At 70.3% G+C, this 14,516-nt stretch carries 15 protein-coding genes; 7 read left to right on the top strand and 8 right to left on the bottom strand.

The window, feature by feature from the left end; all coding sequences use genetic code 11:
• Positions 1-2 precede the first annotated feature (2 nt).
• The 3 genes from WFM69_RS03495 (at position 3) to WFM69_RS03505 (ending at position 2,833) form a co-directional block, all read left to right on the top strand.
• Entirely contained in the window at positions 3-1,571 is a 1,569-nt protein-coding gene (locus WFM69_RS03495) for a cytochrome b/b6 domain-containing protein (RefSeq protein WP_337001679.1), read from the top strand.
• A gap of 69 nt (positions 1,572-1,640) precedes the next feature.
• Positions 1,641-2,387: a hypothetical protein gene (locus WFM69_RS03500; RefSeq protein WP_337001681.1), complete on the top strand. Its 747-nt coding sequence runs from the start codon at positions 1,641-1,643 to the stop codon at positions 2,385-2,387.
• Positions 2,372-2,833 (top strand): nuclear transport factor 2 family protein, encoded by a 462-nt coding sequence (locus tag WFM69_RS03505; RefSeq protein ID WP_337001683.1) that lies wholly within the window; start codon positions 2,372-2,374, stop codon positions 2,831-2,833. Before WFM69_RS03500 ends, WFM69_RS03505 begins: the two co-directional genes overlap by 16 nt.
• Here WFM69_RS03505 and WFM69_RS03510 read toward each other — a convergent pair.
• On the bottom strand, positions 2,830-3,990 hold the full coding sequence (locus tag WFM69_RS03510) for an NADH:flavin oxidoreductase/NADH oxidase (protein ID WP_337001685.1): 1,161 nt from the start codon (positions 3,988-3,990) through the stop codon (positions 2,830-2,832). The two genes, WFM69_RS03505 and WFM69_RS03510, sit on opposite strands and share 4 nt — an antisense overlap.
• On the bottom strand, positions 3,987-5,390 hold the full coding sequence (locus WFM69_RS03515) for an MFS transporter (RefSeq protein WP_337001687.1): 1,404 nt from the start codon (positions 5,388-5,390) through the stop codon (positions 3,987-3,989). Before WFM69_RS03515 ends, WFM69_RS03510 begins: the two co-directional genes overlap by 4 nt.
• Before the next feature lie 84 nt (positions 5,391-5,474).
• Between WFM69_RS03515 and WFM69_RS03520 the strand changes: the two genes are divergently transcribed.
• Positions 5,475-6,509, top strand: coding sequence for an MBL fold metallo-hydrolase (locus tag WFM69_RS03520; RefSeq protein ID WP_337001689.1), 1,035 nt, complete (start codon positions 5,475-5,477; stop codon positions 6,507-6,509).
• Here WFM69_RS03520 and WFM69_RS03525 read toward each other — a convergent pair.
• The 5 genes from WFM69_RS03525 to WFM69_RS03545 form a co-directional block, all read right to left on the bottom strand.
• Positions 6,496-6,930: a nuclear transport factor 2 family protein gene (locus tag WFM69_RS03525; RefSeq protein ID WP_337001691.1), complete on the bottom strand. Its 435-nt coding sequence runs from the start codon at positions 6,928-6,930 to the stop codon at positions 6,496-6,498. The genes WFM69_RS03520 and WFM69_RS03525 overlap by 14 nt on opposite strands.
• Positions 6,927-7,379, bottom strand: a complete 453-nt coding sequence (locus WFM69_RS03530; protein ID WP_337001693.1) for an acyl-CoA thioesterase — start codon at positions 7,377-7,379, stop codon at positions 6,927-6,929. Before WFM69_RS03530 ends, WFM69_RS03525 begins: the two co-directional genes overlap by 4 nt.
• Entirely contained in the window at positions 7,376-8,119 is a 744-nt protein-coding gene (locus WFM69_RS03535; protein WP_337001695.1) for an SDR family NAD(P)-dependent oxidoreductase, read from the bottom strand. The genes WFM69_RS03530 and WFM69_RS03535 overlap by 4 nt, the downstream gene beginning before the upstream one ends.
• Before the next feature lie 100 nt (positions 8,120-8,219).
• On the bottom strand, positions 8,220-9,818 hold the full coding sequence (locus WFM69_RS03540; RefSeq protein ID WP_337001697.1) for a flavin-containing monooxygenase: 1,599 nt from the start codon (positions 9,816-9,818) through the stop codon (positions 8,220-8,222).
• A complete protein-coding gene (locus tag WFM69_RS03545) occupies positions 9,815-10,741 on the bottom strand; it encodes an alpha/beta hydrolase (protein ID WP_337001699.1) in 927 nt (308 codons plus the stop codon). Before WFM69_RS03545 ends, WFM69_RS03540 begins: the two co-directional genes overlap by 4 nt.
• An 81-nt stretch (positions 10,742-10,822) precedes the next feature.
• Here WFM69_RS03545 and WFM69_RS03550 point away from each other — a divergent pair, with 81 nt between their 5' ends.
• Positions 10,823-11,395, top strand: coding sequence for a PadR family transcriptional regulator (locus WFM69_RS03550; RefSeq protein WP_337001701.1), 573 nt, complete (start codon positions 10,823-10,825; stop codon positions 11,393-11,395).
• Between the two features lie 27 nt (positions 11,396-11,422).
• On the opposite strand, the gene WFM69_RS03555 is transcribed toward WFM69_RS03550, so the two are convergent.
• Positions 11,423-12,202: an SDR family NAD(P)-dependent oxidoreductase gene (locus WFM69_RS03555; protein WP_337001703.1), complete on the bottom strand. Its 780-nt coding sequence runs from the start codon at positions 12,200-12,202 to the stop codon at positions 11,423-11,425.
• A gap of 131 nt (positions 12,203-12,333) precedes the next feature.
• Here WFM69_RS03555 and WFM69_RS03560 point away from each other — a divergent pair, with 131 nt between their 5' ends.
• Positions 12,334-13,557 carry an ABC transporter substrate-binding protein gene (locus tag WFM69_RS03560; protein WP_337001705.1) on the top strand — a complete coding sequence of 408 codons (1,224 nt, stop codon included), beginning with the start codon at positions 12,334-12,336 and terminating at the stop codon, positions 13,555-13,557.
• A gap of 101 nt (positions 13,558-13,658) precedes the next feature.
• Positions 13,659-14,516, top strand: coding sequence for a branched-chain amino acid ABC transporter permease (locus tag WFM69_RS03565; RefSeq protein WP_337001707.1), 858 nt, complete (start codon positions 13,659-13,661; stop codon positions 14,514-14,516).

Below are 14,516 nucleotides of genomic sequence, written 5' to 3' on the forward strand. Positions count from 1 at the left end.
CCATGGCGACGCGGATGCTGCGACGCGGGCTGCCGCGTGTGCCCGGGGGAGAGCCGTGGCCGCCCGCGGATGAGGTGGCTGTCGAGGCGGTCGTCGAGACCGTGGCCGAGGTGACCATGGCGGCCGCGGCCGCGGAGCCCGGCACCGTGGTTCCGGTGGTCGAGGCGTCGGTGCCCCTGACCCTGGAGGACGCCGCTGCGGTCGCTCCGTCGTCGTCGCACCTCCGTCGCGGACTCCCGCGCGTGCCGGGCGGCGAGCCCTGGCCTCCGGTCGGTGCTGCTCCCGTGGTGGCGCGCGCCGCGGCTGCTCCCGTCGTGTCCGCGGAGCCCGTCGTCGCGTCGGCCTCTGCTGCCGCGGCTGCAGTCGTGGCGCCTGCCGTCGCTTCCGTCCCCGACCTGCCGAGTGCCGGCGCGACCGGAGTCCGCCGTGGCCTGCCCCGTGTCGTCGGTGGGGAACCCTGGCCGCCCGCGGGGACGGCTCCTCGGGTCGCGGTCGTGCCGTCCGCGGTGTCGACCGACGATCGGCCGGCCGACCTCGCGGTGGAAGCTGCTCCCGTCGTGGCACCCACCGCTGTCGTTCCCGCTCATGCGGATGTCGACGTGCCGCTGCCCTGGACGCGCACGGTCTGGAACGGCCGCGCGCCCCGGCACATCGCCGCCGCCCCGGCTCCTGCCCGTCGCCGCCCGACGTGGACGCAGGCGATCGGTGTGCTGTTCGGCGCGGCCGCGCTCGGTGTGCTCGCGGGCGCTGCGATCGCCTTCGTGCGCACGCTGTTGAGCTTCCCGTTCATGCAGGACTTCCTCGCCGCTTTCCCTGGCGAGTACGCGCCCGCGATCGCCGTCGAACCCGGCTTCTCGCCGTGGATCGGCTGGCAGCACTTCTTCAACATGTTCCTGATGGTGCTGATCATCCGCTCCGGTCTGCAGGTGCGCACCGAGAAGCGGCCGACCGTGTTCTGGACGCCCCGCGGCAACGCCAAGGGCAAGATCAGCCTGAACCTGTGGTTCCACCAGTCCCTCGACATCCTGTGGCTGGTGAACGGCGTGATCTTCGTGGTGCTGCTGTTCGTCACCGGGCACTGGGTGCGCATCGTGCCGACGAGCTGGGAGGTCTTCCCGAACGCGCTGTCGGCGGCGCTGCAATATGTCTCGTTCGACTGGCCGCACGAGAACGGGTGGAACAACTACAACAGCCTGCAGCAGTTGGCCTACTTCGTGACCGTGTTCATCGCGGCTCCGCTCGCGGCGATCACCGGTTTCCGGATGTCGGGACTGTGGCCGAAGAAAGCCGAGAAGCTGTCGAAGGCCTACCCGGTCGAGTGGGCCAGGGCGCTGCACTTCCCGATCATGCTCTACTTCGTGGCGTTCATCATCGCCCACGTCGCGCTCGTGATGCTGACCGGATTCCTGCGCAACCTGAACCACATGTTCGCCTCGCAGGATGCCGTGACCTGGACCGGTTTCTGGGTGTTCGTCGTCTCGATCGTCGTGATCGCGATCGCCTGGGTCGCGGCGCGTCCGCTGGTGCTCGCACCGATCGCGAAGGCGTTCGGAAAGGTCTCCGGACGCTGACGCGGGTTCCTCGCCGCGGCTGGTGACGCGGGTGTTGACACGCTACCAAGCAAACGCTTGACTAAGGGCATGTTCGCGCCCCTCGCCTTCTTCTCGTTCGTGCGCCTCGACGACCGCGCGCTGCACGGCGACTACAACCGCTGGCACCAGCTCGACCATCGCCCGGAGAACCTGGCACTGCCCGGCGTGGCCTGGGGTGACCGCTGGGACGTGCGCCCCGCCTACGCCGACCTCGGCGACGGCACCCTTGCCGGTGCGGTCGACTTCGTGGCGATGTACTGGTTCCGCGACCCGGTCGAGGAGTCCGTCGCCGCGTGGGACGCGCTCGGCGAGGCATCGTTCCAGTGGGGTCGCGGTCCGCTGATCCCCGGCATCCACCGTCCGATGCTCGCCTTCTTCCGCCCGGTCAAGGGCTACGCGGCCCCGCGGGCGCTGGTCGATCCCGAGGTTCTGCCGTACCGACCGCACCGCGGCATCCACCTCACCGCCACCCGGTTCGCCGAGCCGCACGGCGCCGACACGCACGCCGCGCACCAGCGGGAGGATCGCGAGCTCATCCCGGCACTGCTCGAGGTGGACGGCGTCGCCGGAGCCTGGACGTTCTCGTACAGCCACCCCCAGCGGCACTCCTCGCTGCCGTTCGACGAGACGCCGTCCGATCTGCCCGGCAGCATCCGCATCCGCCTGGTGTATCTGGAGGGCGACCCTGCCGAGGTGACGCCGCAGCTGCGCGCGGTCGAGGATGCCTTCCCTGGGGCGGGCGAACGGATGCTCTCCACTCCTGCCGGCACGATCATCCCGTGGCAGGACTGGTGAGCGCGGCACTGGAACGGCGGGTGCAGGCGCTCGAGGATCGTGCGGAGATCGCCGAGCTCATCGCCCGCTACGGTCCCGCAGCGGATTCCGGCGACGCCGATGCGGTCGCAGCGCTGTGGGACGAAGGCGGCACTTACCAGTACGACGACACCGTGCTCGACATCGAGGGCATCCGCACACTCGTGACGATCCCGACCCACGTCGAGTACCTGCGCCGCGGCTGCGCGCACATCCTGTCCGCGCCGCGGATCGAGATCGACGGCGACGACGCCGTGGCCGTGACGCACTCGGTCGTGATGCTGCGCGAGGGCGAGCGCTGGATCGGCGAACGGGTCAGCGCGAACCGCTGGGAGCTGCATCGCACGGCACAGGGCTGGCGCGTGCGGGCGCGCCGCAACCGCCTGCTCGACGGCGACGCGGCCGCGCGGGAGCTGCTCGCGCGCTAGGACTCGAAGCGGGTGAGTGGTGTCTCGCCGGCGGCGGCGAGGCGGGCCAGGGTGCGGGCGCGCGGGCCGAGCGCGCTGCCATACCGCGGGGACCACGCGTCGTAGCTGTCGTCGCCGAGGGCGACCCTGGCATGATGCGGCCAGTTCGGGTCGTCGAGCAGCTGGCGGCCCAGCAGCACCAGGTCGGCGTCGCCGTGGGTGAGGAGGTTCTCCGCCTGCTCCGGATCGACGATCAAGCCGACCGTCGCCGTGGGCACTCCGACCTCGGTGCGGATGCGGCGGGAGAAGTCGGCATGGAACGCGAAACCGCGGCGGATGCGGGTGTCGACGACGCGGTCGGTGGTGATTCCCCCGGACGACGTGTCGATCACATCGACGCCCGCGCCCGCGAGCCGACGCGCGATCTCGGCCGTGTCGTCGATCCCGAGACCGCCGTCGGCACCATCGACCGCCGAGATGCGGAACGACAGGGGGATGCCGTCGCCGATCGCGGCACGCACCGCCGTGACGACCTCGAGCGGATAGCGCAGGCGGTTCTCGGCGCTGCCGCCGTAGTGGTCGGTGCGGCGGTTGGACACGGGGGAGAGGAATGAATGCAGCAGGTAGCCGTGCGCGCCATGGAGCTCGATGAGGCGGAAGCCGGCAGTGACCGCGCGGGCGGCCGCATCGTGCCAGTCCTGCACGGACCGACCGATCTCCGCAGGAGTGAGCGCGGCCGGGACCGCATGGCCCGGTCCTGCCGCCAGGGCGCTGGGGGCGACGAGGGGCCACGGACCGAAGCCGGCCGCGGCATCCTCCGCATCCAGTGGCGCACCCGCTCGCCACGGTTCGCGCACGGCCGCCCGGCGCCCGGCGTGACCGAGCTGCACCCCGGGGACCGAACCGGCCGCGTGGACGACCGCCGTGACCCGCTGCCATCCGGCGATCTGCTCGTCGCTCCACAGTCCGGCATCGAACGGCGAGATCCGACCGCGCGGATGCACGGCCGTCGCTTCGGCGATCACGAGCCCCGCGCCGCCCAGGGCGAAGCGGCCCAGATGCGCGACATGGAAGTCGGTCACGAGGCCGTCCTGCGAGGCGTACATGCACATCGGCGAGACGCCGACGCGGTTCGGCAGAGTGACATCGCGCAGGGTGAGCGGCGAGAAGAGCGTCATGCGGGTTCCTTGGAGGGCGGGAGGCGGAGGAAGGCGGCGAGGATCGCGGTGATGATGCCGCAGGCGGCGGCGAAGCCGAGGGACAGTCGCAGCGCCTCCTCCGACAGGAACGACGGATCGGCGGGGGCGGGGAGCGCCGTGATCACGAACGCGAACAGCGCGGCGGCGACCGCGCCCGAGAGTGTGCGGATGACGGAGTTGACGCCGTTGGCCGTCGCGACCTGATCCCCCGGCACCGAGGCGGTGATGAGCGACGGCATCGCGGCGAACGCGAACGCCACACCCGCACCCACCAGCGCGGAACCGACCACGACCGGCAGCGCGCCGCCGTGCAGGAACAGGCGGAACACGAACGCGAGCGCCATGATCGACGAACCCAGCAGCAGCGCGCGCTGCCCTCCGAACCGGGTGATCACGCGCGCCGCGAACGGGGCGAGCAGGATCATGGTCAACGCGGAGGGCAGGAGGAAGAGCCCGGCGGATGCGGTGGGAGTGGCCAGGCCGTAGCCGGTGGAGGTCGGCGCGAGGGCCTCCTGCGTGGTGAGCAGGTGGTTGGCGTACATGCCGAACGTCGCGAAGAACGACGCCACGTTGATGGGCAGGATCGGGGCGCGCATCGCGGTGCGCACGTCGATCAGCGGGGCGGGATGGCGTCGCTCCCACAGCATCCAGAGGACGAGGCTGAGCGCGGCGAGGAGGGCGAGACCAAGGGTGGGGGTGCTCGTCCATCCCCAGTACTGCCCGCGCGAGATCGCCAGCAGCAGCGCGGTGAGGCCGAGCGCGAGCAGGAGGGCGCCGATGAGGTCGAAGGCGCGGGCGGGGCCCGTCGGCGCTTCGGGGATGCGCAGCCGGATGAGGAGGCAGAACGCCGCTCCGACGATGGCGGAGCACCAGAACACGGTCGGCAGACCGCCCCATTCCAGGAGCGGACCCGCGAGCACGAGGCCGAGCGCCGAGCCCATCCCGAGCGTGCCGCTCATGAGGGCGATGCCGAGCACCGCGCGTCGACGGGAGACGAGGGCGCTGAGCAGGGCGATGCCGATCGGTACGACCGCGGTCCCGAACCCCTGCAGAGCGCGCCCGACGAGCACGGCGGTGAATCCGGGGATGACGGCGGCGATCACCGAGCCGAGCACGAGAAGTCCCATCGACGCGAGCAGCAGGAGCCGACGACCGTGCAGGTCGGCGAGACGGGTGACCACAGGGGTGCCGACCACTCCGGCGAGGAGTGTGACCGTGATCAGCCAGGACGCGTCGGCGGGTGTCGTGTCGAGCAGGTCCGGGATCAGCGGCAGGATGGGCACGATGAGCGTGAACTGCAGCGAGGTCAGCATCCCGCACGCGGCGAGCAGGCCCACGACCAGGCGCTCGTGCCGTTCCCGTTCCGACTTCACTGTCACCGTTTCCACTTCGCGGGAGCGCCGTCCCTGTCGTCAGGGTATCGAGATCTCGTCGAATGAACAAGCGATTGCTAGGGTGGCGTCATGAGGACGCGAGCGGACGATGTCGTCCCTGTCGACGATGCCGAACGTCAGGCATGGGAAGCCGGGATCCTGCGCGAGGCGGAGCACCTCGGCGATGGCCTGTGGAGCATCCCGGTCGCGATCCCCGAGGGCACGCTTCCGGGCACCCTCGCGTATGCCGTGGTCGGCGACGACGGCGTGCACCTGATCGACCCCGGCTGGGACACGGCAGAGAACCTCGACCGCATCGACCGCGCCCTGGTGGTCGCCGGCCGCACGCGCGCCGATATCCGGACCGTCATCGTCACCCACCACCACCCCGATCACCTCGGGCTCGCGGCACGATTGCGCACGCTCACCGGGGCGCGCATCGTGATGTCCGCTGTCGAGCGCCGCATCCTCTCCGCCGTCACGGATCCGGCCGCCCGCGATCCGGAGGTGTACCGCGCGACGCTCTCGCACTGGGGTGTGCCGGAGGAGCGGCACGACGAGCTCGTCGCCTCGTTCGCACGTCCCTCGCTCACCGGCGATGTCGAACCCGACCTGCTCGTGGCGGACGGCGACGTGCTCGACGTCGCCGGGCGCCGACTCGAGGTCATCGCGACCCCGGGCCACACCGGCGGGCACATCTGCCTCGTCGACCGTGACACCCGGCTGCTCTTCACCGGTGACCACGTGCTGCCGCGCATCTACTCCGGCGTGGGCATCGGCGTGCTCGACGGGACCGAGCCGATGGGAGACCTGCTCGCCTCGCTCGACCGTCTGGCCGCGTTCGACGAGTACACCGTGCTGCCCGGCCACGAGTTCCGCTTCACCGGACTCGGTGCACGGCGGGCGCGGATCGCCGCCCACCATCTGCGGCGCACCGGCGAAGTCGCGGCGCTCGTCGCCGAGCTCGGCGAGCGGTCGGTGTGGACGTATGCGAGCCGGCTCACCTGGACGTCGGGGTGGGATGGGCTGGACGGCTTCTGGCTGCACTCGGCCCTGCGGCAGACCGAGATGCACCTCGGCCTCGTGCGCAGCGGACGGGCGGACGCCTGGCTCAGCCGCGGCTGATCGTGCGACGGTGCAGACGCCAGCCGTCGTCATCGCGCACGAACTCGTCGGCGTAGACACCCATCGCCGCCAGTGTCGGGACGCCCTCGGTGCCGCGGTAGTAGCGGAAGTACGCGCGCGAGGTGGCGCGGTCGCCGTCGACCTCGATCGCGATGCTCGACACGTCGTGGCGGGTGTGCGTGCCGGGGCCCTGGATGCCCGCGGCCCTGCGCTCGTGCACGCCGGCGAGGAGAGCCGCCCTGCCGCTGATGGTCTGCACGTCCATCGGCAGATCCGTGGCGTCGGTGAGATCCCACGTCGCATCCGGGGTGAAGCACGCGATGTAGTCGTCGGGGTCGCCGGCGTCGGCGAGCTGGGCGATACGGGCGAGGAGCATCGCGATCTCCTGGCGGTCCCCGATCGCGCGCAGGTCGGCCGTCATGGTGCGACCCCGGCCCAGGTCTCGAGGTGCGTGCGCAGCCCCTCGGGGATCGGCACCGGATCCTGGGCCGGGGAGACGGTGACGATGGTGCTCTCCGCGCGCGCGACGATCACGCCGTCGTCGACCCGCGTCATCACGAACGCGAACCGGAACGAGGAGGACCCGATCCGCCCGATCCGCAGGTCGATCCGGATCTCGTCGAACAGCCGGGCGGCTGCCAGATACTCACAGGTCGTGGCGCGGGACACCGTCCACCACCCGAAGCGCGCGACCAGCGTGTCCTGCCGCAGCCCCTGCAGGAAGAGGAACTCCGATTGCAGGGCTTCCATCTTCGGGAACCAGGCCGCGTAGTAGAGGATGCCGGCGGGGTCGGTGTCGGCGTAACTGAGGCGCACCGTATGGGTGTGGATGACGGGTCGCGCGTCGACCGTCGTCACTGCCGTCGTCACTGCGTCACCGTCCAGCCGCCGTCCACGGGGAGGAAGACCCCGTTGATGTACCCGGCGAGCGGGGAGAGCAGGAACAGGGTCGCCCAGGCGATGTCGTCGGCGCTCGCCATGCGCTTCAGCGGGATGCGGGTGAGCACGCGCTGCCCGGTCTCGCTGCCCGCGAAGCCCACCAGGCGCGGGGTGTCGGTCATGCCGGGGGCGACGCCGTTGGAGCGGAACTCTCCGGCGCGGTGCGCGGCGAGGTGGCGGATGTAGCCCATGATCGCGGCCTTGGACGCCGAGTACCAGGCGTTGTCCGTGCCGACGAGGTTGCCGGCGACCGAGGTCGTCGCCACCATCGCGGCGTCGGCGCCGGGGCCGGCCGCCGCCCAGGCCTGGGTCATCCGGCGCACGCTGCCGACGCAGATCTCGAGCGCCCGGTCGAACGGGATGTCGGAGCTGGAGGCGGGACCGGCGTTGTTGTGCAGGTAGCGGATGGTGCCCAGCGTGCGCCCGGCATCGGCGAAGCCGGCATCCACGGCCGCATCGTCGGAGACGTCGGCCACCCAGGTGTGCACGGCAGGGGCGATGCGGCGCACCTGCTCCGCGGTCTCCTCGAGGCCGGTCGGGTTCAGGTCCCACAGGCTGAGGGAGAGACCGAGCTCCGCCGCGCGCACGGCGGTCGCCCGGCCGATGCCGCTCCCGGCGCCGGTGATGAGGACGGCGTCTCCTGCCGTGAATCCGAGATCGACTGCACCCATACCGCGCTCCTTTGCCCAAGCATTTGCTTGTTTGACTCTAGCGCCGCAGGGTCGCGAAGACCAGCCCCGGGAACGTCGGCCCGGGTGGGACCTGCCGCGGTCACCGAGAGGACAGGACGAAGCCGCGGTAGTCCGCCGCCGCGATCTCCTCGCAGCGGTCGATGTAGTTCTTGAACCCGCCGATGTACGGCAGGAATCCGCGCGTCTTCCCGGCGATGTTCGCACCCGTGTACCAGGAAGGGGCCGCACCGAACAGCGTGCGGTCGGCGAGCTCGAGCGCGTGCGCGGTCCACGCCTCGGCGGCGTCCGTGCGCGGCTCGATCGAGGAGAAGCCGTGCCGGCGGCAGTGGTCGATCATGCGCAGGGCGAAGTCGCCCTGCTGTTCCGAGGTGAGCGCCATGTTCGACAGCACGCTCGGGCTGCCGGGGCCGTTCAGCACCAGCAGGTTCGGGAACCCCGGCAGCCCGATGCCCAGGTATGTCGAGGGAAAGCCCGCCCACTCCTCCCGCAGCGAACGGTCGTCGCGTCCGCGGATGTCGATCGCGGTGAGCGCTCCGGTCATGGCGTCGAACCCGGTCGCGTAGACGATGACGTCGTGCTCGCGGTGTGCGGACGCCGTGCGGACCCCTGTGGCGGTGACGGCGGTGAGGGGTTCGGCACGCAGGTCGACCAGTGTCACGTGCGGCTCGTTGAACGTCTCGTAGTAGCCGGTGTCGGTGCAGATGCGCTTCGTGCCGACCGGGTGGTCGCGCGGGGTCAGCCGCTCGCGGATCTCGGGGTCGGGAACGCGCGCCGCGAGCTTCTGCTCGAAGAAGACCCGCGCAGCGTCGTTGATCACCGGATCGACCGTGAGGCCCTGGAAGGCCTTCGCGAAGAGCACGCCCCCGCGCGTCCAGCTCTCCTCGAACACGGCGGCGCGCTCCTGCTCGTCCGCGTCGTCGAAGGGGGTGGGGTGGCTGGTCCACGGCGATCCCGCCGCGCCGTTCCAGGAGAGCGTGCGTCGCTGCTCCAGGTCGTCCTGCTGGCGCTGCCACTCCGCATCGTCGAGCATCCGGTTGAACGCGGGCACGCTGTAGTTCGCGCTGCGCTGGTAGACGGTCAGCTCCGCGGCATCCTGCGCGATGAGCGGGATCGCCTGCACGCCCGACGAGCCGGTGCCGATCACGGCCACGCGCCGCCCCCGCAGGTCGACCGGCTCCTCGGGCCACGCCGAGGTCTGCAGCACGGTGCCCGAGAACTCGTCACAGCCGGGGATGTCGGGCAGCTGTGGCTGGGAGAGCCCGCCGGTGGCCATGATCAGCCAGCGCGCCGACGTCTGCAGCCCGGACTCGGTGCGCACCTCCCAGCACTGTGCCTGCTCGTTCCAGGAGGCCGCGCTCAGCCGCTCGCCGAACCGGTAGTGGCGGCGCACCCCGAAGCGGTCGGCGACGTGGTTCAGGTAGCGCAGGATCTCGGGTTGCGTCGCGTAGCGCTCGCTCCACCGCCACTCGCGCTGCAGGGCGTCGTCGAACGAGAACGAGTAGTCGATGCTCTCGACGTCGCAACGCGCACCGGGGTAGCGGTTCCAGTACCAGGTGCCGCCCACGTCGGCTCCGGCCTCGAGGCCGAGGATGTCGAGTCCCGCGCGCGCGGCGTGGATCGTGGAGTACATGCCGGCGAAGCCGGCGCCGACGATGATCAGATCGTGTGCGGGGGTCATCGGTGGTCCTTCGGGTCGGGGTCGGTCAGGGAGCGCAGGTCGCTCCAGAGCAGCTCGGCGGCGCTGATGCCCGGTCCGTAGCCGGGGATGGTCAGGGAGCCGTGGAACTGGTCGGGATGGTGGCGCAGGAGGACCGGGACACCGGATGCGCGCAACCGTCGCGCGTACTCGCCGCCCTCGTCGCACAACGGGTCGAGGCCGCCGGTCACCACGATCGTCGGCGGCAGGCCGCTGAGGTCTTCCACGGCGAGGGGCGTGACATCGGCGTCGATGTGATCGATGCGGCCTCCGAGGAACGTGCGCCAGTAGTGCGCGAGGAGCGCCGACGTCACGAAGTAGCCGTCGGCGCGCGTGCGATGGCTGGGCGTCGACATCGTCGGATCGAGGAACGGATACAGCAGCGCCTGCGCCACGACCGGGCTCGCCCCGCGGTCGCGGAGGGCGATCGCGGCGCCGGCGGCGACGTTGCCGCCGGAGCTGTCGCCCGCGAGCACGGTGCCGTGCGGGGCGAGCCCGGATGCGACGACCGCGTCCACGGCGGCGACCAGGTCGTCTCGGGCGGCGCCGGGCCCGGACTCCGGTGCGAGCCGGTAGCCGACCGACACCACGACGGCGTCGGTCGCTCGTGCCCAGCGTCGGCAGAAGCCGTCGTGTCCGTTGATCGAACCGTGCAGGAAACCGCCGCCGTGCGCGTAGACCGTGGTCGGCGCATCCGTGCGGAGTCGGTGCGGGTGGTAGGTCCGGATCGGGATGTCGTGCGTGCCGGCGTGCACCACCGCATCGTGCGTCGAGGCCACGTCGTCGAGGTTGGTCGCCGGGCGGATCCGGGCGTCGACGGCGGCCCGTCCGTCGAGCGGGCTCATCGATGCGATCGGCGGGAAGGTCGCGTTGAGCAGGTCCAGCATCCGCGTCGTCTCGTCCACATGATCTCCTCCGATCAGCTGCGGTATGACTGTTAGTCATAGTACGATCAGGAATATCTCACTCATCGACGAGGAGGTCAAGTGACCGTTCCTGCGCACATCGACGATCTGCCGGAGCTGCCGGCGACGAGCTGGGCCGTGCTCGGCATCCTCTCGTTCGACACCGAGCTGTCGGGATACGACGTCAAACAATGGGCGGACCAGAGCCTCGCCTACTTCTACTGGGCTCCCTCGCAGAGCCAGATCTACACCGAGTTGCGCCGTCTGGAAGCGCTCGGCATGGCGACCTCGCGCGTCGAGCAGACGCACGCCGCGAAGAGCCGACGCCTGTACGGGATCACGGAACTCGGACGGGAGGGGATGCGCCGCTGGTCCGACGAGATCCCCGCGGAGCCGGTCGTGCTCAAGCACTCGCACATCCTGCGCCTGTGGGCCGCCCACAACGGCGATCTCGACCGCCTGCGCGAGGCGCTGATCGGGTACCGGGACGAGGCGCTGCGGACGGCCGACGAGGCGGCTGCCCACGCGCACGGAGCGCAGCGCGAAGACGCATGGCGGTTCTCCGGGATCGCGCTCGAGTGGTCGGAGCGGTTCTCCCGCGACGAGGCGGCCCGCATCGACTGGCTCATCGAACGCCTGCGTGGCATGCGATGATGCGGTCGACGCGGGCCTGCCTCCCGGTCAGATCCCGAAGCCGCCGTCGACGTCGAGCTTCTGACCGGTGATGAATCCCGCAGCCGGCGAGGCGAGGAAGGCGACGGCCACGGCGATGTCCTCGGCGGTGCCGAAGCGGCGCAGCGGGATGTTGCCCATCGCCACCTCCAGGGCGCGCTCGTCGAGGTCGCCGGATGCCATCAGGCGTGCCGACATCCCGTCCCAGAGCATCCCTGGGCCGACGGCGTTCACGCGCACTCCGTATCGTCCCTCCTCGGCGGCGAGTCCGCGGGCGAGTGCTTCGACGCCGCCCTTCGGGGCGACCGAGAGGCCGTCACGGACGGGGTAGCGCCGGGTGCCGGCGCTCGTGACCACGGTGAGCGATCCCGACGCCTCGCGGAGAGCGGGCAGGAAGGCCTTCGCGACCGTGAAGAAGCCGACCAGGTCGTCGTCGACCTGTCGCGCGAACTGTTCGACCGAGACCTTCGACAGGTGCACCATCGGCACGTGCGGCCCCGCGGCGTGCACGACCGTGTGCACCGCGCCGTGCCGCTCGCGCAGTTCGGCGGCGAGGGCCGCGGCCGCCGCCTGGTCGCGCACGTCCAGGCGGTGGGCTTCGCCCTGCGCACCCAGGGCACCGACCAGCTCGCGGGACGGGTCGGAGCGGTGCGTGATCGCGACGCGGACTCCCGCATCCGCGAGCGTCCGGGCGATCGCGGAGCCTATTCCCCCGGACCCTCCGGTCACGACGGCGATGCCGGGGATGTCGCTCAGGGCGCGGGTCTCACGAGTCTGTGGAGTGTCCATGAGCCGGAATCTAACAGGTGTTCGAATCGTAACCAAGCAATTGACCGGTTGGGCGTTGCCCGGGGTGGTCGAGTGTGATTTACTAAGCAAGCGTTTGGTCGCTCCAACTCAAAGATGAGAGAGGTTCGGATATGCGGTTCAACAGACTCGCGGCGGTTGCCGCAGGGATCGTGGTCTCGACGATGGTGCTCGCCGGCTGCTCGGGCAGCGGAGATCCGGCCCCCAGCGGCGAAGCGACGGCAGGCGGCGATCCGATCAAGATCGTCGTGCTCGGTGGCATGGGTGCCGAGGGCATCCTCGCCAACAACGCCACGACGTCGGTGACGGCCGCCCTGGCCTCCGTCGACGCCGTCAACGACATGGGCGGCATCCTCGACCGCAAGGTGGAGATCACCCACCTGGAGGACAACGCCGACCCGACCGTCGCCGTGACGAAGCTCCGCGAATACATCGCGACCGAAGGCGCGCCGTCGCTCGTGCTGAACTCGGGACCCTCGACCATCACCGAGGCGACGCTGCCGATCCTGAACCAGAACAAGATCCTCTCGTTCAACATCGGCCCGACCGCGAACTCGGGCGACCCGAAGTCCAACCCGTACAGCTTCAACCTCAGCGCATCCGTGCCCGACTACCTCGGCTCGTTCGTCGATGAGATCAAGACCCAGGACTACGAGAAGGTCGCCATCCTGCACGGGTCGAGCGCCTACGGCGAGTTGTTCGGTTCGCAGGCCGCCACCACCTTCGCCGACGAGGGCTTCACGGTCACCGGAAACGAGGGCTTCGACAACGCCGCACTCGACATGACCGCGCAGCTCTCCGCACTGCAGCAGGGCGACCCCGACGTGCTCGTCCTCGACGCCTACGGCGCTCCGCTCGGCTACGTGCTGCAGAGCCTGGAGAAGCTCGGATGGGACGTGCCCGTCCTCGGCAACTCCTCGGTCGCCGCCACCGGCCTCATCGCCACCCCGGCACCCGACGGCGTGCTCGGCACCGACCAGGTGAAGAACCTCACCATGCAGGTGTACTCCAGCACGCAGTACAACCCCGACGACACCAAGGTGAACGACGCCGTCGAGCGCATGCTCGCCGCGGGGGAGATCAAGTCGTCGCTGATCCTCGCCTACAACTACGACTCCGCCCTGCTGTTCAAGGCGGCGGCGGAGAAGGCCGGCGGCGTCGACGACCCGGATGCCCTCGTGAAGGCGCTGATCGACCCCGAGGTGCAGAAGGCCGCGGACACCGCGATCCTCAGCCTCTACGCCTTCACCAAGGACGACCACAGCCCGCACGTGAGCGCCGACCAGTTCGCGTTCATCGCACCGGGAAAGCTCGTCAACGGCCAGTTCCAGCCGTGAGAATCGGACACGCGTGACCATCGCCGACGGCTCGGATCTCGATTCGGATCCGAGCCGTCGGCACACCATGACGAAGAAGTGATGGAAGGAACCCGACCGCAATGACCATCATCTGGTCCGGCCTGGCGCTCGGTGCGATCTACGCACTCGTGGCGATCGGCTACAACATCGTCTTCCTCTCGCAGAAGACCTTCAACTTCGCCCAGGCGGCGCTCATGATGCTCGGCGCGTTCCTCGCGTACGTCGGCATCGTCGTCTGGGGTCTGCCCTGGTGGCTCGTCGCGATCGGTGCTGCCGTCATCGTCGGAGCGATCGCCGCGCTCGAGGAGCGCGTCGCCATCCGGCCCGTCAAGGACCCGCACAACCTGCTGGTCACGACCCTCGGCGCCTCGATCATCATGGAAGGCGTCGCCCAGGTGATCTGGGGTGGAGAGCCCAAGCGGGTTCCGTTCTTCATGGGCGATCAGGTGCTGGAGTTCCTCGGAGGCCGCGTGTACCCGGTCGAGCTCGCCCTGATCGTGCTCGTCATCGTGATCGTCATCGCCCTCACCCAGTACGCCAAGCGCAGCATGACCGGCATCGCCCTGCTCGGCATGAGCGAGAACCGTGAGGCCGCCCAGCTGCGCGGCGTCAACGTGCGCCGCTTCGCGCTCATGGCCTTCATCTTCACCGGCGTGCTCGCCGGCTTCCTCGGGGTGTTCGTCGGCCCGAAGACCTACGCGGTCGCGACCCTCGGCGCCTCGCTGGCGCTGAAGGGCTTCGTGGTCCTCGCGATCGGCGGGTTCGGCTCCCTCGGCGGCGTGCTCGTCGGCGGCCTGATCGTCGGCCTCGCCGAAGCCCTCGCCACGCGCTACATCGGCGCCGACTACGCGGGCCTGACGGTGTTCCTCATCCTCATCGTGATCCTGATGGTCAAGCCGACGGGCCTGTTCACCCGTCGCGTGGAACGGACGGTGTGA

This window comes from Microbacterium sp. LB12 (genome assembly GCF_037150835.1).
In the GTDB taxonomy this organism is placed as follows: domain Bacteria; phylum Actinomycetota; class Actinomycetes; order Actinomycetales; family Microbacteriaceae; genus Microbacterium.

Excerpts from the sequence above, each read along its gene's own strand:
- WFM69_RS03540 (WP_337001697.1), bottom strand. The coding sequence starts at position 9,818 with ATGACCCCCGCACACGATCTGATCATCGTCGGCGCCGGCTTCGCCGGC.
- WFM69_RS03555 (WP_337001703.1), bottom strand. The coding sequence starts at position 12,202 with ATGGACACTCCACAGACTCGTGAGACCCGCGCCCTGAGCGACATCCCC.
- WFM69_RS03535 (WP_337001695.1), bottom strand. The coding sequence starts at position 8,119 with ATGGGTGCAGTCGATCTCGGATTCACGGCAGGAGACGCCGTCCTCATC.
- WFM69_RS03560 (WP_337001705.1), top strand. The coding sequence starts at position 12,334 with ATGCGGTTCAACAGACTCGCGGCGGTTGCCGCAGGGATCGTGGTCTCG.
- WFM69_RS03525 (WP_337001691.1), bottom strand. The coding sequence starts at position 6,930 with ATGACGGCCGACCTGCGCGCGATCGGGGACCGCCAGGAGATCGCGATG.
- WFM69_RS03500 (WP_337001681.1), top strand. The coding sequence starts at position 1,641 with ATGTTCGCGCCCCTCGCCTTCTTCTCGTTCGTGCGCCTCGACGACCGC.
- WFM69_RS03520 (WP_337001689.1), top strand. The coding sequence starts at position 5,475 with ATGAGGACGCGAGCGGACGATGTCGTCCCTGTCGACGATGCCGAACGT.
- WFM69_RS03565 (WP_337001707.1), top strand. The coding sequence starts at position 13,659 with ATGACCATCATCTGGTCCGGCCTGGCGCTCGGTGCGATCTACGCACTC.
- WFM69_RS03495 (WP_337001679.1), top strand. The coding sequence starts at position 3 with ATGGCGACGCGGATGCTGCGACGCGGGCTGCCGCGTGTGCCCGGGGGA.
- WFM69_RS03510 (WP_337001685.1), bottom strand. The coding sequence starts at position 3,990 with ATGACGCTCTTCTCGCCGCTCACCCTGCGCGATGTCACTCTGCCGAAC.